This window comes from Bacillus sp. AP8 (genome assembly GCF_000321185.1).
In the GTDB taxonomy this organism is placed as follows: Bacteria; Bacillota; Bacilli; order Bacillales; family DSM-1321; genus Bacillus_AD; species Bacillus_AD massilioanorexius.
Genome location: NZ_CAPG01000076.1, coordinates 1 through 21,479, shown reverse-complemented (window position 1 = coordinate 21,479; position 21,479 = coordinate 1). Strand labels below are relative to the sequence as shown.

At 33.9% G+C, this 21,479-nt stretch carries 22 protein-coding genes; 16 read left to right on the top strand and 6 right to left on the bottom strand.

Annotation, left to right across the window (positions count from 1 at the left end):
* The first annotated feature begins 128 nt into the window (after positions 1-128).
* Positions 129-749 carry a 3'-5' exonuclease KapD gene (gene kapD / locus BN349_RS18155; RefSeq protein ID WP_019243761.1) on the top strand — a complete coding sequence of 207 codons (621 nt, stop codon included), beginning with the start codon at positions 129-131 and terminating at the stop codon, positions 747-749.
* Positions 750-803: 54 nt separating this feature from the next.
* On the opposite strand, the gene BN349_RS18150 is transcribed toward kapD, so the two are convergent.
* Positions 804-1,190 carry a kinase-associated lipoprotein B gene (locus BN349_RS18150; RefSeq protein WP_019243760.1) on the bottom strand — a complete coding sequence of 129 codons (387 nt, stop codon included), beginning with the start codon at positions 1,188-1,190 and terminating at the stop codon, positions 804-806.
* A 359-nt stretch (positions 1,191-1,549) separates the two neighbouring features.
* Between BN349_RS18150 and BN349_RS18145 the strand changes: the two genes are divergently transcribed.
* From BN349_RS18145 to BN349_RS18135, 3 genes are all read left to right on the top strand, one after another.
* Positions 1,550-2,275 carry a peptidylprolyl isomerase gene (locus BN349_RS18145; protein WP_019243759.1) on the top strand — a complete coding sequence of 242 codons (726 nt, stop codon included), beginning with the start codon at positions 1,550-1,552 and terminating at the stop codon, positions 2,273-2,275.
* A gap of 75 nt (positions 2,276-2,350) precedes the next feature.
* Positions 2,351-2,560, top strand: coding sequence for a hypothetical protein (locus BN349_RS18140; RefSeq protein WP_019243758.1), 210 nt, complete (start codon positions 2,351-2,353; stop codon positions 2,558-2,560).
* Positions 2,561-2,634: 74 nt separating this feature from the next.
* Positions 2,635-3,144: a superoxide dismutase family protein gene (locus tag BN349_RS18135; protein WP_019243757.1), complete on the top strand. Its 510-nt coding sequence runs from the start codon at positions 2,635-2,637 to the stop codon at positions 3,142-3,144.
* A 161-nt stretch (positions 3,145-3,305) separates the two neighbouring features.
* Here BN349_RS18135 and BN349_RS18130 read toward each other — a convergent pair whose 3' ends face one another.
* Entirely contained in the window at positions 3,306-4,475 is a 1,170-nt protein-coding gene (locus BN349_RS18130) for a MalY/PatB family protein (protein WP_019243756.1), read from the bottom strand.
* Positions 4,476-4,891: 416 nt separating this feature from the next.
* Between BN349_RS18130 and BN349_RS18125 the strand changes: the two genes are divergently transcribed.
* The 3 genes from BN349_RS18125 to BN349_RS18115 all read left to right on the top strand — a co-directional run bounded on the left by BN349_RS18125 (position 4,892) and on the right by BN349_RS18115 (position 8,061).
* A complete protein-coding gene (locus tag BN349_RS18125; protein WP_019243755.1) occupies positions 4,892-5,392 on the top strand; it encodes an Lrp/AsnC family transcriptional regulator in 501 nt (166 codons plus the stop codon).
* Complete coding sequence (locus tag BN349_RS18120) at positions 5,389-6,564, top strand: aminotransferase (RefSeq protein ID WP_019243754.1); 1,176 nt, start codon at positions 5,389-5,391, stop codon at positions 6,562-6,564. The genes BN349_RS18125 and BN349_RS18120 overlap by 4 nt, the downstream gene beginning before the upstream one ends.
* Before the next feature lie 294 nt (positions 6,565-6,858).
* Positions 6,859-8,061, top strand: a complete 1,203-nt coding sequence (locus BN349_RS18115) for an MFS transporter (protein ID WP_019243753.1) — start codon at positions 6,859-6,861, stop codon at positions 8,059-8,061.
* Positions 8,062-8,302: 241 nt separating this feature from the next.
* Here BN349_RS18115 and BN349_RS18110 read toward each other — a convergent pair whose 3' ends face one another.
* Positions 8,303-8,509 carry a helix-turn-helix domain-containing protein gene (locus BN349_RS18110; protein ID WP_019243752.1) on the bottom strand — a complete coding sequence of 69 codons (207 nt, stop codon included), beginning with the start codon at positions 8,507-8,509 and terminating at the stop codon, positions 8,303-8,305.
* 387 nt (positions 8,510-8,896) lie between these two features.
* On the opposite strand from BN349_RS18110, the gene yugI reads away from it, so the two are divergent.
* Positions 8,897-9,298, top strand: coding sequence for a S1 domain-containing post-transcriptional regulator GSP13 (gene yugI / locus BN349_RS18105; protein ID WP_019243751.1), 402 nt, complete (start codon positions 8,897-8,899; stop codon positions 9,296-9,298).
* Between the two features lie 539 nt (positions 9,299-9,837).
* Positions 9,838-11,118 (top strand): Glu/Leu/Phe/Val family dehydrogenase, encoded by a 1,281-nt coding sequence (locus BN349_RS18100; RefSeq protein ID WP_019243750.1) that lies wholly within the window; start codon positions 9,838-9,840, stop codon positions 11,116-11,118.
* 162 nt (positions 11,119-11,280) lie between these two features.
* Here BN349_RS18100 and BN349_RS18095 read toward each other — a convergent pair whose 3' ends face one another.
* Complete coding sequence (locus tag BN349_RS18095) at positions 11,281-11,514, bottom strand: DUF378 domain-containing protein (RefSeq protein ID WP_019243749.1); 234 nt, start codon at positions 11,512-11,514, stop codon at positions 11,281-11,283.
* 272 nt (positions 11,515-11,786) lie between these two features.
* Here BN349_RS18095 and BN349_RS18090 point away from each other — a divergent pair, with 272 nt between their 5' ends.
* The 5 genes from BN349_RS18090 (at position 11,787) to BN349_RS25980 (ending at position 15,638) form a co-directional block, all read left to right on the top strand.
* A complete protein-coding gene (locus tag BN349_RS18090) occupies positions 11,787-13,136 on the top strand; it encodes a glucose-6-phosphate isomerase (RefSeq protein WP_019243748.1) in 1,350 nt (449 codons plus the stop codon).
* 243 nt (positions 13,137-13,379) lie between these two features.
* Positions 13,380-13,676 carry a hypothetical protein gene (locus BN349_RS18085; RefSeq protein WP_019243747.1) on the top strand — a complete coding sequence of 99 codons (297 nt, stop codon included), beginning with the start codon at positions 13,380-13,382 and terminating at the stop codon, positions 13,674-13,676.
* Between the two features lie 11 nt (positions 13,677-13,687).
* Complete coding sequence (locus BN349_RS26160) at positions 13,688-14,191, top strand: hypothetical protein (RefSeq protein WP_019243746.1); 504 nt, start codon at positions 13,688-13,690, stop codon at positions 14,189-14,191.
* Positions 14,192-14,494: 303 nt separating this feature from the next.
* Positions 14,495-15,238: a hypothetical protein gene (locus BN349_RS18075; RefSeq protein ID WP_019243745.1), complete on the top strand. Its 744-nt coding sequence runs from the start codon at positions 14,495-14,497 to the stop codon at positions 15,236-15,238.
* 247 nt (positions 15,239-15,485) lie between these two features.
* Positions 15,486-15,638, top strand: a complete 153-nt coding sequence (locus tag BN349_RS25980; protein WP_019243744.1) for a hypothetical protein — start codon at positions 15,486-15,488, stop codon at positions 15,636-15,638.
* Positions 15,639-15,926: 288 nt separating this feature from the next.
* On the opposite strand, the gene BN349_RS24300 is transcribed toward BN349_RS25980, so the two are convergent.
* Positions 15,927-16,691, bottom strand: a complete 765-nt coding sequence (locus BN349_RS24300) for a potassium channel family protein (protein WP_019243743.1) — start codon at positions 16,689-16,691, stop codon at positions 15,927-15,929.
* Positions 16,692-17,102: 411 nt separating this feature from the next.
* On the opposite strand from BN349_RS24300, the gene BN349_RS18060 reads away from it, so the two are divergent.
* Positions 17,103-17,384, top strand: coding sequence for a late competence development ComFB family protein (locus BN349_RS18060; RefSeq protein WP_019243742.1), 282 nt, complete (start codon positions 17,103-17,105; stop codon positions 17,382-17,384).
* Between the two features lie 128 nt (positions 17,385-17,512).
* Here BN349_RS18060 and BN349_RS18055 read toward each other — a convergent pair whose 3' ends face one another.
* Positions 17,513-19,363 (bottom strand): acyltransferase family protein, encoded by a 1,851-nt coding sequence (locus BN349_RS18055; RefSeq protein ID WP_019243741.1) that lies wholly within the window; start codon positions 19,361-19,363, stop codon positions 17,513-17,515.
* Positions 19,364-20,030: 667 nt separating this feature from the next.
* Here BN349_RS18055 and BN349_RS18050 point away from each other — a divergent pair.
* Entirely contained in the window at positions 20,031-21,416 is a 1,386-nt protein-coding gene (locus BN349_RS18050) for an L-cystine transporter (protein ID WP_019243740.1), read from the top strand.
* Positions 21,417-21,479 lie beyond the last annotated feature (63 nt).

Genomic DNA, 21,479 nt, shown 5'->3' with positions numbered 1-21,479 from the left:
CAAATAGATTATATATCCTTAATACTTTAAAAATTGGTAGACTATTATCATCAAAAGATAAATAATTGCGAGTATTATCTGATATAATTTGGGAAAGAGAATCTAGGTGAGAGAAAGGAGGAAAGAATTTGGAAAAGAATCAACCATATGTATTTATCGATTTCGAATTTACTATGCCAGAAGGAAAGATGAAAAGTGAAGGCTTTTATCCAGAAATAATTGAAGTTGGTGCAATTCTTGTAATGAATGACGAAGTTTTAAGAGAATACTCAAATTTTGTTAAGCCGACTCGTTTTCCTTTTCTTTCAGAACGCTGTAAGAATTTTTTAGGCATTCAGCAGGCTCAAGTAGACAATGGGATAACCTTTTCATCAATGATAAATGAATTATTGTCCTATGAAGAGTACGGCAATAGTCATATCGTTACATGGGGAAATATGGACATGAAAGTTTTACGACAAAATTGCCAGGCTAACGGAATACCTTTTCCTTTTAAAGGAAAGCTTATTGATTTATCCATGGAGTACAAGCGTTTTTTTGGAGATCAAAATCAAACGGGGCTTTGGAAGGCTGTCAAAGAGTATGGAAAAGACGGGGTTGGAAAACATCATCGTGCTTTAGATGACGCTATGACAACTTTCAATATTTGTAAGCTAGTGGATAATGATAAAAAATATATGGAGAAACATGAACCAACGACAATTGGAGATGTGATCGACTTGTCTAAGGTGTTAAATAAGTTTGCATAAAAAAGCCAAATTAAATTTGATAATTTGGCTTTTTTATTATATGACGTTTAATACTTATTTAAAATAATCTTTTTCAAGCTCATCAATCATTTCTAAGCTTTTTTTGTTCCATGGGCTATCGTTTGCAGATAATTCTTCTTTTATCTTATCCACGGCTGAACGTAAAGAATCTAAATAATGAGGAACTTCATCGTGATAAGGTTTTACCATCTTTTTGGGTACATTTGTTTGCTCTCTATACGCTAATGCTCTTCTAGCGTGAAACATAGTTACTTCTACTTGTTTAGGATTATGCAAATCACCTTGCATAGGGTGCTTTAGAACTGCTAGTATTTTGACTAAATATGATTGCTCTCTAATATCCGTTACTTCTCCAATATATTTACCTGTTTTATTTATAGCAGTAACAATACTACCTAATGCGATTTCATTATGTTCCATTATATATTTCTCCTTTTTCCTTTCATCATAACGAATTGTGCAATAAATAATCAATGTATCTAATCTTTTAAATAACGCAGTGTTAAATATCATTGTTGCTAGTGGCTCTAGTCCGTGCACTTTTTGTTGGTGTATCTACACAAGTTTTACGTATTTCTTTCTATTCATATTTCAATAAGGTTGTTTTATATGAACTAGAATATAGGCTGACGTGAATTCCGTTCCAGGAAGTTCGCTTTCCACTGATTCCGCAGGAGTCTTACACTAACAGATCCTAAAGAATAAAAAGAAGACATTTAACAGAACCACTTGTAAATAAAGTATTTTATGTTGTACAGTTTGACCAAGGAGGATTTTCAATGAAAAAAATACTATTATTAGGTACATTTTTATTATTACTTGTATTAAGTGCTTGTGGAAGTAATGACAATAACAACAAGCAAAGCCAAGAAGCTGAATCAAATAATAATGAATCACAATCAAGTAGTACACCTATCACTAGTTATCCACAGTTTACAGATGTACAAGAGAATGAAAGAGAAGTTCTTATGGAAACTTCAAAAGGTAACATCAAGATTAAACTATTTCCAGAGTACGCCCCAAAAGCGGTCGGAAATTTTACTACACATGCTGAAAATGGATATTATAATGGTTTGAAATTTCACAGAATATTGAAAGATTTCATGATTCAAGGGGGCGACCCACTTGGAAATGGAACAGGTGGAGAAAGTATTTGGAAGAAACCTTTTGAAGATGAGTTTTCATCGAAGCTTTATAATTTCCGCGGAGCACTTTCTATGGCGAATTCAGGACCAAATTCTAATGGAAGCCAGTTTTTTATTGTTCAAGCTAAAACGGTAGATCCATCCTTAAAAGAAAAAATGACCGAAGCAAAATTTCCTAAAGAAGTAGTGGATGCGTATATGGAAAAGGGTGGTACACCATGGTTAGATAATGTTCATACCGTTTTTGGACAAGTCATTGATGGGATGGACGTAGTGGATGACATTGCTAATGTAGAAACGGATGAAAATGGTGTTGCAACGAAAGATGTCATTATTAAATCAATAAAAATAATAAAATAGTGTTTACATATTTGTGAAAATATAGAAATAATTGTTATAATATGACAAGGGCGATGAGTGAAAGGGTGTGCTTTCGTGAATTTTTTGTTTTATGAAGTATTGGGATTATTTTTATATTTTCCAGAGGATAAAACAGAATATATACCGGCGGTTATTACCGGCATTATATTTTTTATCGCTGCCATTTTAACAATGCGATTAATAATTAATCACTCAAAAAAAGAAGAGGCAAAACTGAAAGAGTTTGAAAGAAAAGTATTAGAAGAGCAAACAAAATCAAAATAATAGGTTTTCTTAATTTGAATAGAGATTACTTCTAATGGGCATAATAGAATCAAAATGTCTATTGGAGGCTCTTTATGAAGTTGTGGTATATTGTTGCTTCTCTATTCATTTTAAGCGGATGTGTAGAGAAGAACTCTACTAAAATGAATGTCGTTATGTATGATGCTTCTGGAGATAATCTAGGAGAAATTGCTTTAACGCAATTATCTAGTGGGATTGAACTAGATATCGATTTGGAAGGTTTACCTCCTGGTGATCATGCTATTCATTTTCATGAAAAAGGCTCATGCAAGGCACCAGATTTTAAATCAGCAGGTAATCATTTTAATCCTGATGAAAATAATCATGGTTTAATGACTTCAAAAGGTCCCCATGTAGGTGACTTACCAAATATTCATGTTGATGAAAAAGGTGTTGTTAAAGTCAAATTAACTTCGGATGCTTCCCTAAAAGAAGGAAAAAATATGCTTTTAACACCAGAAGGGACATCGATTGTGATTCATGAAAAAATCGATGATGGCATGACTCAGCCGGCTGGTAATTCTGGTGCTCGACTTGCATGTGGAGTTATTAAGAAAAAATAATCTCGCTTAATTGTTATCTGATTTATATTTACAAAGAAAGCAAACGGATTCTCGTAATAGAACGAGAATCCGTTTGCTTTTTTAAATTAGAAATCTATTCGACATAGGTCAAATCTGTTTTGCTCTGTAATATGACGGACTTGCAAGTTGATTGCACTTTTTTATCCAAGTGCAATTTTTAGTCTTTTTAGTCCTTCTTGTAGTGTAGCACTCGTACAGCCAATATTTAATCGGATAAAGCCCTCACCGCCTGCTCCATACATATGACCAGGAGAGATAGCAATTTGTCCTTTTTCGATTAGTTGTTTTTTAAGTTCTGAGTCTGTTAAGCCTAGCGCTCTACAATCTAACCAAATTAAGTATGACGCTTCAGGTTTGATTACTTTAATAGCAGGTAATTCTGATTCAATAAAGGCTTCAACAGTTTCTACATGTTTTTGTAGATATTGGACTAGCTCTTCAAGCCATGGTCCTCCATATTTATAAGAGGCTTTAATGACTTCAAAAGCAAAAATGTTAATTCCATCTAGCCCTAATTGATGTTGAGTGGTTTTAATTTTATTTAATAATTCATCATTTTCACTAATGATAACGGATGCTTGTATACCAGCTACGTTAAAGGTTTTACTAGGTGCGATAAGTGTTACTGTATTTTGAGAGAGTTCTTTACTTAATGATGCGATTGGATAGTGTGTATGTCCTGGTAGGCACAAATCAGCGTGAATTTCATCTGATACAATGGTGACATTATGCTTGATACAAAGTTCTCCGATTTTAAGTAGTTCTTCTTTCTTCCAAACAATACCACCTGGATTATGAGGGCTACACAAAAGAAATAGTTTTACGTCATCTTGTAATTTACGTTCAAAATCCTCAAAATCGATTTTCATTGTACCATCTATGTATTGTAAGGAACTTTCTATAATTGTGCGGTTATTATTTTTAATACTATTGAAAAATGGTGTATAAACAGGTGTTTGGATGATTATTTTATCACCTGGTTCTGTTAATGCATTAATAGCTGTCGTAAAGCCAGCTACAACTCCAGCGCTAAAGGCAATCCATTCTTTTTGTATAGACCAATGATGTTTGCTGCTCATCCAATTAACAATACTTTCATACACTTCATTGGTTGCTCCTGTATATCCATAAACCGGATATTTTGCCCTTTCTGTTAATGCTTCTACAACTTTGTCTGGAGAAGCAAAGTCCATATCAGCTACCCACATAGGTAATAAATCTTTTGCACCATATCGTTCTTCAACGAAATCCCATTTAAGAGATGCAGTATTTTTTCGATTAATTTCTTGATCAAAATTAATTGTTCCCATTTTATTCACCGTCCTGTTAAATTTTCGTATGCAGCCATATCCTCTAGTTTAAAGAATCTTTTTTCAATCGACAAATTTTCTTAATAGAATCCTCTGCAGATTAGAAAAAATGTAAAATTTACAAAGCTGCAATTGAGCTATAATTAAGAATTATGTAGGTTTGTTTTCATGTTAGCTATATGATTGTATATTACATGAACGAGATAATTTTTTAAATATTTTTTCAAATTCTAAATCTTTTTATATAATTGATATAAAAGTTAAAAATGTGTTATATAATAGATTTGCTTGTTTGAAAGAGAATCTTTTAACACTTTAATAGGCAAAAAGGTTTTTTTCTATGAAAAAAGCCTTTATCATATGATTTAAAGCTTGCTATAATTAGGAATGTTTAATTATTTCTTAGGAGGATGTTTATGCATCTTAATACAATAGAATTAGAAATTTTAAAGTTGATTGAGAACAATGGCCGTATTGATAAAAACGACCTAGCGAAGATGGTTGACGTAACGCTAGAAGAACTAGAAGTAACTTTATCTAAACTTGAAGAAATGAAAGTTATTGTGCGATACATGACAATCATTGATTGGGCAAAAGTGGACGAGCATCAAGGTGTTACAGCTATGATCGATGTTAAGGTAGCTCCAAAAAGAGGAGTAGGCTTTGATGAAGTAGCTAAAAGAATTTATCGTTTTAAAGAAGTACAATCTGTTTATTTAATGTCTGGTGTATATGACCTATCCGTCATTATTGAAGGCAAATCAATGAACGAAGTAGCAAGCTTTGTTTCACAAAAACTTTCGACATTAGATTCTGTTCTGTCTACGACAACCCATTTTATTCTGAAAAAGTATAAACATGATGGCATCGTTTTTGAACAGGGTGATGATGATAAGAGGATAGTGGTTTCTCCATGATTAAAACAAATTATTTATCAAAAACAGTACAAGAAATGAAACCATCAGGAATCCGTAAGTTTTTTGACCTTGCGGCAACGATGGAAGGTGTAATTTCGCTTGGTGTAGGGGAACCAGACTTTGTTACTTCATGGTCTGTGCGAGAAGCGGCTATATCATCTTTAGAAAGAGGATATACTTCATACACTGCCAATGCGGGACTTTTAGAATTAAGACAAGAAATAGCGAAGTATATGTATAAATCTTTTCATCTGAACTATAATCCAAACAATGAGATTATTGTGACAGTTGGTGCTAGTCAGGCACTGGACATTGCTTTAAGAGCTATTATTGATCCAGGCGATGAAATTATCGTAGTAGAACCATGCTTTGTAGCCTATGCACCGTTAGTTGCATTAACAGGTGGGGTACCGGTTACGATCTCTACTAAGAAAGAAAATGGATTTAAATTAACAGCAGAAGAGTTATCTTCTGTTATTACGGAAAAAACAAAAGCCGTTTTGATTTGTACGCCAAATAATCCAACAGGTACACAATTATTAGAAGATGATCTTCAAGCACTTGCAGATGTGATTAAAAAGCATGATTTACTAGTTCTGACAGATGAAATTTATGCAGAATTATCATATGATGAACCGTTTACAAGCTTTGCCTCTATTGATGGAATGCAGGAAAGAACAATAGTCATTAATGGCTTTTCAAAAGCTTTTGCTATGACTGGATGGAGACTTGGATTTGTATGTGCTCCACGTGAAATATCAGAAGCTATGCTCAAAATTCATCAATATGCAATGATGTGTGCTTCTTCTATGGCTCAATATGCGGCACTTGAAGCGTTGAAAAATGGAATGCAAGATGTTGAAGATATGGTCTCTAGCTATCGTGCAAGAAGAAATTATATTGTTAAGTCATTTAATGAATTAGGATTAGATTGTCATGTACCAGGAGGAGCATTTTATGCTTTCCCATCAATTAAAAGTACAGGCTTAACATCAGAAGAATTTGCTGAACAATTGTTACTTCAAGAAAAAGTAGCGGTTGTCCCAGGTAGTGTATTTGGTGAGAGTGGAGAAGGACATGTTCGTGCTTCTTATGCATCGTCCATTGAGCAACTTCAAGAAGCAATTAAAAGAATTGGAAGATTTATTGATAAATTAAATGAATCTAAATAAGATAATTATTCATCCGTGGAGGATATCTCCACGGATGAATTGTTGAAAAAATAAAAAAATGATAGGGATATACTATCTAGAAGATAGCGAGCAAATAAAAAAACGGACAAAACTCAGTTTTGTCCGTAAAAAGGGGGGAATACTTGAAAACAAAGCAGTATTGAAATGTTTGGGGGAGCATTTCAATATTGACGTTTTGTTTTCATAACTAATCTTGAAGGATTAGTTAAAAGCCTTCAAGATTAAGTATTTCCGATTCAGTTAGTTTTATACTAAAAAAAGGAGAACTTTCTCATGAATAAAAGTGAGGTATCACAACGAAAGCTACTTGGAATTGCTGGTTTAGGCTGGTTGTTTGATGCTATGGATGTTGGAATCCTATCGTTCGTTTTAGCAGCACTTGCAGTAGACTGGGGACTATCAACAGAACAAGTTGGTTTCATTGGTAGTATAAATTCTATTGGTATGATGGTAGGTGCTTTCGTCTTTGGGTTAATGGCCGATCGTATTGGCCGTAAAAAGGTCTTTATCATTACGTTGTTATTTTTTTCAGTAGGCAGTGGATTGTCTGCCTTTACTAGTACGTTACTTGGATTTATTTGTTTAAGATTTTTAATTGGAATGGGCTTAGGAGGTGAGCTTCCTGTTGCTTCGACGTTAGTATCCGAATCTGTATCTGCTAAAGAAAGAGGAAGAGTAGTTGTACTACTTGAAAGCTTTTGGGCAGGTGGATGGATTGTAGCCGCTCTAATATCTTATTTTATTATTCCGAAATTTGGATGGGAATGGGCCTTAATACTTTGTGCTATTCCAGCTTTTTATGCTTTGTATCTTCGCTTTAAGCTACCTGATTCTCCTCAGTTCGAAAAGGTTCAGAGAAAACTTAAAAAGAATGTATTTCAACAAATTACAGAAGTATGGTCAGAACCTTATCGAAAGAAAACGGTGATGCTTTGGATATTATGGTTTTGTGTTGTTTTTTCCTATTATGGGATGTTCCTATGGTTACCAAATGTAATGGTAATGAAAGGATACAGTTTAATTAAAAGCTTTGAATATGTCTTATTGATGACCTTAGCGCAATTACCAGGATATTTTTCTGTAGCTTGGTTAATCGAAAGAGTAGGAAGGAAATTTGTGCTTGTTGTTTACTTATTAGGTACAGCTGGAAGTGCATACTTGTTTGGAAGTGCTGAATCGTTATCATTATTACTCATAGCAGGTGCAATGCTTTCTTTCTTTAATTTAGGTGCATGGGGAGCTATGTATGCTTATACACCAGAGCAATATCCAGCTATAATGCGAGGAGCTGGCTCTGGAATGGCAGCAAGTGCAGGTCGATTGGGAGGCGTTTTTGGACCATTACTTATTGGATCTTTAGTTGGTTATAATGTTTCCACAAGTTCAATATTTTTAATATTCTGTATCGCGATATTAATTGGTGCAGTTGCGGTATTATTCCTTGGAGAAGAAACCAAACAAATCGAACTAGAATAATGGAATTCTTTAAAAGCTAAAGAAGGGGTTGCTGAAAAGTGATTTTTTATCACTTTTCAGTGGCCCTATGTTTTTCTTCGTTTTTATAGTTAAAAAGCAATGTTACGCGCTTTGTCTTGTGCATCGCTTGTTCTGCTTTTTGGAAAATGAGAAAGAGGATAAAACCTCCTATAGAATGTAAGAGAGTGTCTATCACTTTTTTCTTTTGGACACCCTCTTGCATTTTTTATTGGAAACAATTTTATCTAATGTGATGTTCTAATAATTCTGAGGCTGGTACATCTAACACTGTAGAAATCATTAATAGAGTTTGATTGTTGGGGATGTTAATCCCTTTTTCGTAATCTTCTAATGTTTTTGTACCACATCTGATTCTAATAGCTAATTCCTCAACGCTCATACTTTTTTCATTACGGTAAGCTTGAATATTTTGCCCGATTGTAGACATACAAAACATCCTCCTTTACATCCCTTTACTCTTATTATATCAATGAAAAAATTGGTTTTTTATTGGAAAATTGAACTTTTCGTGTTAATGATTATTATTCGTTGAAATAGGAAACATCTAATAAGGAAAGTGATTGCTTTGTCCATTTATCTCAAAAGGTGGGATTTCATTTTCGAATTTACGTTACATAATACAGATGTGAAGCGAAGAAGGATGTGACGTATGGTACTACAGAATTAAGAGCTTAAGGGAAAGTGAGTTCAAATAAAAAGTAACAGTGACTTTTTAAAAAATGTTGATCCTTTTGTGGAAATCAATATAATATGTTATAATATATAATTGTGTAAAATTGACGAAAAATAACAATGTAAAAATAGGAGTGTTTATATGTCTGGAAAATACGAAGTAGGTTCAGTTCTAACAGGTACAGTTAAAGGGATTCAACCTTATGGTGCGTTTGTTGCGCTTGATGAAAATACACAAGGTTTAGTTCACATTTCTGAAGTAACTCATGGTTATGTAAAAGATGTTAATGATCATCTTAAAGTAGGAGATGAAGTTCAAGTTAAAGTATTATCAGTTGACGAAGCTTCTGGTAAAATTAGCTTATCAATCCGTGCTACTCAAGAAGCACCAGCTCAACAAGAGCGTCCAAAACAAGCTGCGCCAAAGAAACGTCATGCGGCTGTTGTTACAACTGCTGCACCTGAAGAAGGATTTAATACGTTAAAAGATAAACTTCAAGAGTGGATTGAAGCTTCTGAACGCCAAGACTTAATTAAAAAATAATAAATATTTTTTATTTACATCATCTTCTAATTGAGGATGATGTTTTTTGTTATACAAGAAATATAAAATATTTGAATTAGGTAGTACGAAGTAAAAAACGTTGAAATCGCGTAACTTGTCATAACTCACGTTGTTTTATAAATGTGGTGTGAAATCGTCATAAAAAGGGGAATGGAGTGTAATGTGCGAGACTCTGTAAGAGTAGCTGGATAGGTGAGAGTACCAACACTCATTGCTACTAAGGAGTCTCACGACGGAAAAGGAACATCTTGAAGCATAATTAACTTAGATTACTTTTTTATAAGCATATCACTTTCTTTTTTTATCTTATATGTTATCTTAGTGGTAGTATTTCTCATTTTTAAAATAGTTCATTTATGAAAACGCTTTAATTTTAATTATTTATTATCTATTTATATCGAATGATCCTTCATTAAACTTGAGATTTGCTGAAGAAGACAGAGGTTTAGGTTAGTTAAGATTAGTGTGAGTTAAAAAAATCCAAAGTATAAGTGTATTAAAGGAGATTGATTGAACAAATGGGAGCAACGGGTAAGGCAGATCAAAAGCCGACACAAACTGAATCTTTAAGTTTACTTACTTCAACACAGGTTGTCATTCGAGAAGCGTTAAGTAAATTAGGTTTTTCAGATGAGGTTTATGAGTTATTAAAAGAACCTTTAAGAATGCTAACAGTACGTATGCCTGTAAAAATGGATGATGGCAGTGTAAAAGTGTTTACGGGATATCGTGCACAGCACAATGATGCAATCGGGCCTACAAAAGGTGGGGTACGCTTTCATCCAGAGGTTAATGAAGAAGAGGTAAAAGCTCTTTCCATGTGGATGAGCTTAAAATGTGGCATTGTCGATTTACCTTATGGTGGGGGAAAAGGTGGTATTATTTGTGACCCTCGTAATATGTCTATGGGTGAGCTTGAACGTTTAAGTCGAGCTTATGTACGAGCTATTAGTCAAATAGTTGGTCCAACAAAAGATATTCCTGCTCCAGATGTATATACGAACTCTCAAATTATGGCTTGGATGATGGATGAATATAGTCGTTTACGTGAAAATGATTCCCCAGGGTTTATCACTGGTAAACCTTTAGTGCTAGGAGGATCACAAGGTCGTGAAAAGGCAACGGCTCAAGGTGTAACGATATGTATAGAAGAAGCTGCTAAAAGAAAAGGAATTTCAGTAAAAGGTGCAAAAGTAATTGTACAAGGATTCGGTAATGCTGGTAGTTTTCTAGCTAAGTTTATGCACGATGCAGGAGCTATTGTAGTAGGTATTTCCGATGCTTACGGTGGATTATATGATCCGAAAGGATTAGATATTGATTATTTACTCGATCGTCGAGATAGTTTTGGAACAGTAACGACATTGTTTGAGAATACAATAACCAATTTAGAACTATTGGAAAAAGAGTGTGATATTCTTGTTCCAGCTGCCATTTCAAATCAAATTACTGCAAGTAATGCAGATAATATTAAGGCGAAAATTGTTGTTGAAGCAGCTAACGGACCAACAACTTTAGAAGCGACTAAAATTTTAACAGATCGTGGTATTTTGCTTGTTCCTGATGTTTTAGCTAGTTCTGGTGGAGTAACAGTATCTTACTTTGAGTGGGTTCAAAACAATCAAGGATATTATTGGTCAGAGGAAGAAGTCAATGAAAAGCTAGAAAAAGTACTAGTTCAAGCTTTTAATAATGTCTATCAAGTAGCTCATAATCGAAACATTAATATGCGTTTAGCTGCGTATATGGTTGGAGCACGTAAGATGGCTGAAGCTTCAAGATTCCGTGGCTGGGTATAAATAGTAGGTAAAGCGAGAGCTCCTTATCTAAAAGGAACTCTCGCTTTTTTTATGATAAGAAAGTAGCACTATTCCTAGTGTCTTAAGCTAAGGAAATAAGTAGGTTCATAGAGCGACCTTCTTGACTTATGTTGTTCGGGCTACTAAGACGCTTCCACTTTTCTAACGAGCTGGTCTTGTTTCAGGATCTGCTATACGGGCTTCATTAGGCTTAAAGAGCAAACCTAGATTAATGAGGCCAGCAATTCCTACTAACCCATATATGATTCTGGAAATTAGGCTACCTTGACCACCGAAAATAGTAGCAACAAGATCAAATTGGAAGAAGCCGATTAGCCCCCAGTTGATAGCGCCGATAATTGTAAGAACAAGTGCAGTACGTTGGATTCCGCTCATAATAGGACCTCCTATAATGGTAATTAGTGTTTTGATTATTTAAATCGCGATTTAAGTAATATGATAAGTAGAAAATAAAATTATATACATGTAATAAAAAAATATGAGTGATTTTGTCAAAAATGGAGAAAATGTAAGGGAAAAGTATTTCCTAATTACGATTTATGTTACTTTGTGAAAATATTGGCATATTTTAAGTGAAACGATTTCTTGATTATATGCTCTTCATTCGCTAAAGTGTAAAATGTACTAATTATTATGGAGGAACAGTAATGGCACATATTCGTTTTGATTATTCTACAGCTCTACCATTTTTTGGTGAACATGAAATTACATATTTAAAAAATGCAGTTAAAGCTGCTCATCATGCGTTGCATGAAGGCACTGGAGCAGGAAATGACTTTTTGGGTTGGATTAACTTACCGACAGCTTATGATAAAGAAGAATTCAGTCGTATCCAAAAAGCAGCAAAAAAGATTCAAAATGATACTGATATTTTGTTAGTAATAGGGATTGGTGGCTCGTACTTAGGAGCTAGAGCAGCTATTGAAATGTTACAGCACAGCTTTTATAATGCTTTGACAAAAGAGCAACGTAAGACACCTCAAATTGTATTTGTAGGAAACAATATTAGTAGTACGTATATGAAGGATCTTATGGATTTACTTCAAGATAAAGATTTTTCAATCAATGTTATTTCGAAATCAGGAACAACGACTGAACCTGCGATTGCTTTCCGTATTTTCCGTAAATTATTAGAAGATAAATACGGAAAAGAAGAAGCTCGTGCACGTATTTATGCTACAACTGACAAAGCTCGCGGTGCTTTAAAAACAGTTGCGGATGAAGAAGGATACGAAACATTTGTTATTCCAGACGATGTTGGTGGACGCTTCTCTGTTTTAACAGCAGTTGGATTACTTCCAATTGCAGTAAGTGGGGCAAACATTGAAGAAATGATGAATGGAGCTGCACAAGCGCAAGTTGATTTTGCTAAAGAAGAGCTTGAAGAAAATCTTGCTTACCAATATGCTGCAGTTCGAAATGTTTTATATAGTAAGGGTAAAACAATTGAAATGCTCATTAACTATGAACCGGGCTTGCAATATTTTAATGAGTGGTGGAAACAGTTATTTGGTGAAAGTGAAGGGAAGGATCAAAAAGGAATCTTCCCAGCTTCTGCAAACTTTTCAACAGACCTGCATTCACTAGGGCAATATGTTCAAGAAGGTCGTCGTGACTTATTTGAAACAATTATTAAAGTGAAAAATGCTCGACATGAAATAACAATTGAAGAAGCAAATAACGATAGCGATGGTTTAAATTATTTAGCTGGTAAAACAGTTGATTTTGTAAACACCAAAGCGTTTGAAGGTACCTTACTTGCACATACTGATGGAGGTGTACCGAACTTATTAGTTGAGATTCCAGCTATGGATGCATACACATTCGGATATCTTGTATACTTCTTTGAAAAAGCGTGTGCAGTAAGTGGATACATCTTAGGAGTTAATCCTTTTGATCAACCAGGAGTTGAAGCATATAAAGTAAATATGTTTGCTTTACTTGGAAAACCAGGCTTTGAAGAGAAAAAAGCAGAGCTTGAAAAACGTTTGAAATAATTAAATTTAAAGGAAGTCACACAAAAATGTGTGACTTTTTTTTATGTAAAAAATGTGATACAGACTTTTTAAAAATGGGTGAATTGCCTTTTTTTGTAATATAGGTGTTTGTACAAGCGATTTTTTCCCTATTTTCATTTTATATATTAAACCTAAGAAAAGGAGAAGATAATATGTCTTTTAAAAATTGTTATTGTAATTCTGAACCTTGTCAGTGTCATCATAATAAAAAATGGGAAAGTGTTGGCTCGACTAGCAGTAGTGTTCATTATGAGAATAGCAGCAGTAGCAGTAGCAGTAGCGGTTTCGAAAGTAAAGGAAGCAGCAGTTATGAGAGCAGCAGCTATGAGAGCAGTAGCTATGAGAGTAGCAGCTATGAGAGTAGCTATGAAAGCAGCAGTAGTAGCAGCAGTAGTAGCAGCAGTAGTAGCAGCAGTAGTAGCAGCAGTAGCAGTAGCAGCAGTAGCAGCAGCAGTTCCAAAAAAGAACCCAAAAAAGAACCGAAAAAAGAAAAAAAGCATAAAGAAAAATATAATTTAGCTTATGGGTCTTTGTATATTCCAGATGGATGTCCAGGGGTTCATATCCATGATGGGTTTGGAAAGGTTAAATATACAACTAAGGGACCGTCTTGGGGAACTAGACCTTCAATTGATGATCATGCAATTACTATCTTAAATCCAGGAGTATATGAAATTACCCATACTCTTCGAATTGCAGGAGAGGCAGAAGCAAAACATTATTGGAAAAATGGAGTATTCAGCGCTAAAGTAAGTGTTTGTGTAACTGGTGATAAAGATAAGAAAACAACACTTAATTATAATGTGGTAAATCAAGATAACGATGATTTTAAATTTGATCAAACTTATTCTATTACTACGCATCGCTACTTGAAGTATGGTGACATATTAACGGCACAATTCCATGATGTATATATTGAACCGTACCACGGCTATGATTCAACTAAAGCTTGTTACTTTAACGCAGCTTTGACTATTAAACAAATTGATGCAAAACATCATTATGGTTATGATTCTGGATATTCTATGCCTTAATCAGGTTGAACTATACAATTCAACTGAACCCTTCCTTAATGGTAGGGGTTCTTTTCTTTATATATCTAGTAATATTCTTTGTTCTATCATATGAAAGAAAGTGGTGATTTGTGAAAGGTTTATTGGAAGAAATATTTAATAGAATTTGAAAAGCGATGAATTCTATTTGGGAGTTAAGTCTAGCTAATGAATATGCGGAAATAGGTTACAGCGTTTGTTTTTCTAAAAAAATAGATAATTGTACAAGCAATTCATTAAACATTTGCATTAACTATATTATCTTATTGAAAAGGAGATGAAAATATGGGATCTAAAAAATGTCGCTGTAAATCTAAACCATGTCGCTGTCATTGGAAAAAGAAACGTGAATCTAGTAGTTCAAGCTCAAGCAGCTGCTCAAGTAGTAGTTCAAGCTCAAGCAGCAGTCATAAGAAAATGCATTGTAAACCTCGTAAACAGCAGCTGGCGCATGCGTCGTTATATCGACCTGCGGATACACCACCTCAAATAATTGATCTTACTACGGGTAGTTCATTAATAACAACAGCAATTGATTTTACAACTGCTGGTCCTTTTAATCGTGCTATTCCTAATGTTAATGGTAATTTCATCAAAATTTTGAGAACGGGAGATTACAATGTTGAATTTGCTATCGCAGTTACTGGTGTACTCTCTCGAACTGCATCTATAACAAATATAAGAGTTGCTGTATTTGTAAATAATAATTTAATTAATAATAGTGTCCTGGTACTTCCAGATCTTCTAACTAATGAAATATTACAAGGCGCTAGACCAGTTCAACTCACTTTACGTGCTGGTGATATTGTACAATTAAAGGTTACTGCTAATTTTACAAGTGGAACAGGACCATGTCCGACAGAATTAGATGTTTTAAACGCGGCTCTAGTTGTAACTCAAATTGATAGAGATCGCCATCCTAGACAATCCAATGTGTTTTTAGATCAATCATCTAGTGGTTTTTCAAGAAATAGTAATTCTTTGAATAACTTTAGTGATTTCTCAGATGAATCAGACGAAAGTATTTAGTGAATAGGGAAGGTGTTTGGGGTATCGCTATGTATATTGATTATAGAGATTGCAGAACACAATTTGTTTTTTATAAACTAGTAAAAAAAATAATAGTTTGAAAAATAGATAGTAACACAAGCACTTTACCTTTCTTTTGCATTTAATATATTAAATTCAAATAAAGGGGTAGATAATATGTCAACAAAAAAATGTTATTGTAAGGTTAAAAAATGTCATCACGAATGGAAAAAGAAAAGAGTGAAATGTGAATCTAGTAGCTCAAGCTCAAGCTCAAGTTCATCATCAAGCTCAAGCTCATCATCTAGTTCATCATCAAGCTCAAGCTTTGGTTGTAAATGTAAAAAGAAGCATAAAAGAAGAAAGAAACATGGTCATAAAAAACACTAATAAATATTAGTAAAGATCAAAGTAATAATTGATTAGCGTAATGAATGGATTAGGACAAGCTCTATTTCCTCTTTCGTTCTACTTGCGATAAATCCAAAAATGTATGATATCAAGTGGGAAGATGCTGTAGTATTAGGCATCTTCCTTTTTTATAGGAAGTAAGAACAGTAGACTAAGAAAAGTAAATTGAATTTTTTAGCTAATCTATTCGAAGTAGTCATTTTCTGCAAATGTTGAATTATTTAAAGGGTATTGTGTATAGAGCGGTTAAATTAAACTGAGAAAATGACAAAAATTCTTATTCTTTTATAAGAACATCTACCATTTTTTCACCAGCAAATACATTTGTTTGAATGATTTGATCAGCGCCAGCTCGTTTGGCATTTTCTAATTGATTGGCTGTTAATATTTCTATACATGCATAAATAGATGGATTTAAACCTTTGCTGGCAATCAGCGTCAATATGGATGACATATCTGCTTGGTATTCATGTTGCTTAAAGTCTGCTGTTATTAGTATTTTTTTTGCATATTGAATATTGGCATTGTATAAAGTTGTATCCTCTGTTGCTTTTCCATGTATATAATGATAACTCAGATTGGAATCTGGATGTTTTTTTATAGAGTAATCAATAAGTACAATTGGGATTTTATAGTCTAATTGATGCAATGAGCGAATAATGTTTTTGGATCGTTCATTCCATCCAACAATAATATAATGGTTTTTTCCTGTAAATGCACTAGAACCCCTCATAAGCTTCTCCTCTGTATAAACAGCTGTTGCTGCAAGTGATGCAAAATAATTTGTTACAAATCCTGCTCCGATGAAAATTAATAGTATTCCGATTAGTTTCCCTAATACAGTGACAGGCGTAAAGTCACCATATCCAACAGTTGATGTTGTTACTATAGCCCACCATATGCCATCCAATAGTGTTGGGAACCTATCTGGTTCAATGAAAGTCATGATTGACCCGAATATGTAAATTAAAAAAAGTATAATGATGATTAGTTTAATGATCTTAGGAATCTTTGTAAAAAATATAACGATTTTTTCGTACAAGTTATTTCACTCCGTATGTCTGCACTTACATTACTATTGTGTCTATATTTATGGGAATTTAAGCATGATTCACATCGAATTACATTTACCCACATCATTAGTTTGGAAGAATATTGACAATTCATGAAGTCGCCATGACAGTCTTTATAAATACAGATACCTCAGTTAGATATATAAACTTAAGTTGGAATGGTTGCGGAATTTTTGAGATTTGCGGTTGTTTTTTTGTTTTTTAGTTCGAAAGATATAATAATCAGGGTAATAGACTTATTATTTTCTTTTAATTTGTAAAACTTTGTACTCAAAGACTCTCGAAAAAATATAGGTAATTATATATAATTCAAATAAGAATATTTGCGCAGTTTAGGATATAAGTTCTATATCTTTTTTTGCCTGGGAAGTGGGAGTGGAATGGAGCGGAATTATGTTAATGTAATGGAAGAAATAGTCGCTACATTAGTGACTATTTTATTAACTGGACCAGAATATCAAACATTTTGTCATTGCGATAAATGTCGTACGGAAGTAATTGTTTTAAGTTTAAATAATTTACCTAATCATTATGTATCAGATGAAGAGTCCAGAAAGAATGCGTATGATCAATTGAATACCCCTGAGAATCTCAAATGGATTAATAAAAGAATCATAAGCGCTATTTATACAGTTGGGAAGTATCCCAAGCATGGAAATTAATTTGTCCCATGATTAGGATACTTTTTATTTTTGTAGATGAACTATAAGAGGGTGTCCCAAAAGTTACGTTTTGTTGGACACCCTCTTATTTATCGTTTGATTTTATGTTTGGTATTACTTTTTCTTAGTTAATTCGTATTTCTGTTGATTTCAGATGCAATTAAAGAAGCATAAAATTCAGAGCCTATTTTTGTTAAATGCACGCCATCAGGTTCAAAATATTCCGCATGTCCAGCACTGTATTTGTACCAGTCTATTAGAGTCACGTTTTTAAACTCTTGGTCGATTGTCTTTAATGCTTCATTTACTGTGCTTTCCCATGGCTTAGGAACGCGTGTTGTAATTAAAATGATTCTAACTTTGCTATCTATTGACTGAACTAAAGACTTAAGTTGCTGTGAATTAAAAGCTCCGTTAGAACCTAGACCAATGACTAAGTAGTCTCCTAATTTATTATTCGATTTAAAACCTTCAACAATTTGAGCGGCCTTATACATTTGGCGCCCAATTTCTGCGTCGATTACAATGTTTGGAAAATGCTGTTTAAGGTAGGGGGCGGAATCAATCATAACTGAATCACCAACCACGCTTACTTTTTTATCGACGTTTTGTTTAGGATCCTCTTTTGGTTCGGTTTTATCTGTTTGGTTCTGTTCTTCTTTATTTATTGTAGGGTTCTCTTTTTTAGGAGAACTATTTGCTTGTTTGCTGCTGTTATTCGTTATTAAATGCTCTTCTTTAGCTTTCACTGTTTCTGGCGAATGGATGGATTTTAATGTCAGCCCAAAGGTAGCTGTAAGTAGAATGAGCACTGTACATCCAAAGGCAATCCATTGTTTATTTGTTATATTACTCGTGTTCCATTCTTTATTTCGTACACGATCTATATATTTTTTTATCCCGCCTTTGCGAATAGGATTTTCAATATATGTGTAAGAAAGGGACGAAACAACTAAAATTAATACAATTTGAAAAAGGAATCTTGTGAAACTAAATTCTCCAATGTCAACTTTAGGCGATGTTAACAATATAATCGGATAATGCCACAAGTATATACCGTATGAGCGAGCCCCTATCCAACAAAGGGGTTTAAAGCTCATCAATTTGCTTAATTTGCTAGCTGGATGAACTAAAGTAGCAATCAGTATAACGGAAAGAATCGACACTAATACCATGCCACCGTAGTATAAAAAGCTGCCATATTGATTGGTCAAAGCTATGATTACAAAAATAATAACAAGTGCAGCAGCCCCGGTAATATCCAAAACTATTCGTAATTGAGTTGGAACTTGTTTAGCTAATTTTTGACTAGGCCAAAAAAATGCAAGAGCGGCACCACTTAATAATGAAAACACTCTAGTGTCAGTGCCGTAGTAAACTCTACTTGGATCGACATTTGGATCATATAATAAGGCCATTGCAAGAGCGGAAATAACGGCTATTACAATCGTTGTAATCATTATATGTTTCTTCTTCATTTTGAAGAGAAGTGCTACGAAAATAAAAATAGGCCATATTATGTAAAATTGTTCTTCGATGGCTAAAGACCAAAAATGAGTTAGTAAGGATGGCGTTCCCATTGCTTCGAAATAGGATAAGTCTTGAAAGATATACCACCAATTACTGACATATAGAGCAGCAGCTAGAAAGTCTTCACGAAGCTTTGACAAAAAAGATTGTTCGAATAGAGTGACCCAGGCTGTTATGATAAAAAGCATGGAAAACATAGCTGGAAGTAATCTTCTAGCTCGTCTGAACCAAAACTCTTTTAGGTTTATTGTGTTTGTTTGATCCCATTCCATCATTAATAAGTTTGTTATTAGGTATCCGGATAAGACGAAAAAAATGGTTACACCAAGTAGACCGCCAGATGCCCAATTGAAATCCATGTGATAAGCAATTACTGCAAGTACAGCAATTCCTCTTAATCCATCAAGACTATGTATATATCGATTTTTTTCTTTTGTAAGATTAGACATTACAGTGACCTCTTTTGTTTTGTAAGCTTTTGCTTATTTCTTTGAAGTTTTTAAAATATATGGTTTTTCCCATTACTTGTTTACATGTTATGGCTTCCACTTTTATTAATGTATCAATCTATTAAGACGATTATATAATACAAAAAGTTTTAAAAAAAATAGTATCTGTTAAAATTCATGGTTGATAATAGCTCCAAGCTGTTCGCTTACCATGGGTGAGTTGCAAGTCTCGTCATGTTGTGCTTTGCCTTTATGGCTTCTCCGTCAGGAGGCTTACAGATTTTCGCCTGATTATAACCTTATAAATAATCAACAGCAGTGGCGTATAACAGTGCCTAAAACTAATAAAATTGATTGCTTGTAAGAAGAATGATTTAATGTGTGAATTATACCATTTCTATGAAAAAAACATACTCTTAGAGTACAAAAAGGTAGAAATTTCATTTTATATTTTTGAGTGATGAGGAAGTGGCATAAATATATGATATTAAGAATCTAAAAAAATTTCATGAATGAAGGTAATTGTTGAAGTAAATTGGGTGAAAATGCCTAAATATGATTTTTTTATTGTTATTTACAACTGTTTAATGGTAATATGTAGAGTATACAATTATTCTTATGAGTTTTGTCGGAATTAAACTTCATGAACAGCAAAGGGGAGAGAGAAATGATTGGTTATGTCATATTAAATATTGCAATTATGTTATTACTTATAGCTGTACTCATTTTTATGCAAAGAAAGCATATTTCTTTTACTAAAAGAGTATTTACTGCATTGGGTTTAGGAATTCTTTTTGGGTTTCTACTTCAATGGATGTACGAACCGCAGTCAGAAGCATTAGCGAAATCTGTTGACTGGTTTAGTATTGTAGGAAGCGGATATGTGAAATTTTTACAAATGATTGTTATGCCACTTGTATTTGTTTCTATTTTATCAGCCTTTACGCGCTTAAAACTCACTAGTAATATAGGGAAAATAAGTGTTCTCATTCTTGGTATTTTAATTGGTACAACAGCTATTGCTGCCGCAGTAGGAATTACTTCTGCAGCCGTATTTGATTTAGAGGCTGTTCAAATTGATCAAGGTGATGCTGAAAATGCTCGTGGTACTGAAATTGAAGAAACATTTACTGGTATTGAAGGAAAGACGATGCCTCAACAAATTCTAGATCTCATTCCAACAAATCCATTCTTAGATTTCACGGGTGCTAGACCTACATCAACAATATCGGTTGTTATTTTTGCTGCATTTATAGGAGTAGCATATTTAGGGGTAAGACGAAAACAAGCAGAACAAGCAGAGTTATTTGCAAAAATTATCGATACATTGTATAGCATAGTAATGAGAGTCGTAACATTAATACTCCGATTAACACCATACGGTATTTTAGCTATCATGACAAAGACTGTGGCAACTAGTGATATTGATTCGATTTTGAAATTAGGTAAATTTGTGGCAGCTTCTTATGCGGCTTTGCTTATTATGTTTTTCATTCACTTATTATTATTAGTACTTGCAGGATTAAATCCTATTACGTATATCAAAAAAGCATTTCCTGTTTTAACGTTTGCCTTTACTTCTCGAACAAGCGCAGGAGCTTTACCATTGAACATTCAAACGCAAAAACAATTGGGTGTACCTGATGGTATTGCCAATTTTGCAGGGTCATTTGGATTATCCATCGGACAAAATGGTTGCGCAGGGATATATCCAGCGATGCTTGCCATTATGATTGCACCGACAGTAGGGATTGACCCATTAACACCTACATTTATTGCTACAGTAATTCTTGTTGTTGCCATTAGTTCATTCGGAGTTGCTGGAGTCGGAGGAGGAGCGACGTTTGCGGCTATTCTCGTTCTTTCAGCATTAGATCTTCCTGTAGCGCTAGCTGGACTATTAATATCAGTTGAACCTCTAATTGATATGGGAAGAACAGCGTTAAACGTTAGTGGAAGTATGACATCTGGTGTTCTAACAAGTAGAATTATTGGAGAACTAGATTCAAAAACGTATGTAGATGATTCAGCTAAGATCGAAGCTGAGGTGTAAATAGTTTGAAACTGAAAACAAGGTGCTCGAAAGGAAATTTCCTTTCGAGCACCTTGTTTTTTT

Bases quoted from the DNA above. Each gene is read 5' to 3' on its own strand.
- yugI (WP_019243751.1), top strand. From the start codon at position 8,897: ATGTCTGGAAAATACGAAGTAGGTTCAGTTCTAACAGGTACAGTTAAA.
- BN349_RS18090 (WP_019243748.1), top strand. From the start codon at position 11,787: ATGGCACATATTCGTTTTGATTATTCTACAGCTCTACCATTTTTTGGT.
- BN349_RS18075 (WP_019243745.1), top strand. From the start codon at position 14,495: ATGGGATCTAAAAAATGTCGCTGTAAATCTAAACCATGTCGCTGTCAT.
- BN349_RS18130 (WP_019243756.1), bottom strand. From the start codon at position 4,475: ATGGGAACAATTAATTTTGATCAAGAAATTAATCGAAAAAATACTGCA.
- BN349_RS18060 (WP_019243742.1), top strand. From the start codon at position 17,103: ATGGAGCGGAATTATGTTAATGTAATGGAAGAAATAGTCGCTACATTA.
- BN349_RS18100 (WP_019243750.1), top strand. From the start codon at position 9,838: ATGGGAGCAACGGGTAAGGCAGATCAAAAGCCGACACAAACTGAATCT.
- BN349_RS18125 (WP_019243755.1), top strand. From the start codon at position 4,892: ATGCATCTTAATACAATAGAATTAGAAATTTTAAAGTTGATTGAGAAC.
- BN349_RS18150 (WP_019243760.1), bottom strand. From the start codon at position 1,190: ATGGAACATAATGAAATCGCATTAGGTAGTATTGTTACTGCTATAAAT.
- BN349_RS18055 (WP_019243741.1), bottom strand. From the start codon at position 19,363: ATGTCTAATCTTACAAAAGAAAAAAATCGATATATACATAGTCTTGAT.
- BN349_RS18050 (WP_019243740.1), top strand. From the start codon at position 20,031: ATGATTGGTTATGTCATATTAAATATTGCAATTATGTTATTACTTATA.
- BN349_RS18145 (WP_019243759.1), top strand. From the start codon at position 1,550: ATGAAAAAAATACTATTATTAGGTACATTTTTATTATTACTTGTATTA.
- BN349_RS18110 (WP_019243752.1), bottom strand. From the start codon at position 8,509: ATGTCTACAATCGGGCAAAATATTCAAGCTTACCGTAATGAAAAAAGT.
- BN349_RS18135 (WP_019243757.1), top strand. From the start codon at position 2,635: ATGAAGTTGTGGTATATTGTTGCTTCTCTATTCATTTTAAGCGGATGT.
- BN349_RS18115 (WP_019243753.1), top strand. From the start codon at position 6,859: ATGAATAAAAGTGAGGTATCACAACGAAAGCTACTTGGAATTGCTGGT.
- BN349_RS18120 (WP_019243754.1), top strand. From the start codon at position 5,389: ATGATTAAAACAAATTATTTATCAAAAACAGTACAAGAAATGAAACCA.
- BN349_RS18095 (WP_019243749.1), bottom strand. From the start codon at position 11,514: ATGAGCGGAATCCAACGTACTGCACTTGTTCTTACAATTATCGGCGCT.